We start from the raw sequence: 266 nt of genomic DNA on the forward strand, positions 1-266 counted from the left end.
GCAATAATAGAAGCATCTAAATTAGAATCAGAAATTGAAAATCTAAGAGAAAATTTATTAAATGGAAGTAAAGTAGATATAGAACTAAACTACTGTAAAGCATATTACGAAAGTGGTCAAAGYTTTTTAGATATGGTAGCAGATAAAAAAATGACTTTACAAGATTTTAATGAACAGGAGATTAAACAATAATGATACAAGTAAGAAAAGCCATTGGATTTGGATTTATACCAGAAGAAAATGAACACCACTTTTTAGTTAAAATA

Annotated in this window: 1 protein-coding gene; it reads left to right on the plus strand. The window is 26.0% G+C overall.

What is annotated here, in order from left to right:
- On the plus strand, positions 1-192 hold a 192-nt coding region (locus G3997_RS04760), incomplete at its 5' end, for a hypothetical protein (protein ID WP_296648922.1).
- Positions 193-266 lie beyond the last annotated feature (74 nt).

The organism is Romboutsia sp. 13368 (assembly GCF_018336475.1).
In the GTDB taxonomy this organism is placed as follows: domain Bacteria; phylum Bacillota; class Clostridia; order Peptostreptococcales; family Peptostreptococcaceae; genus Romboutsia.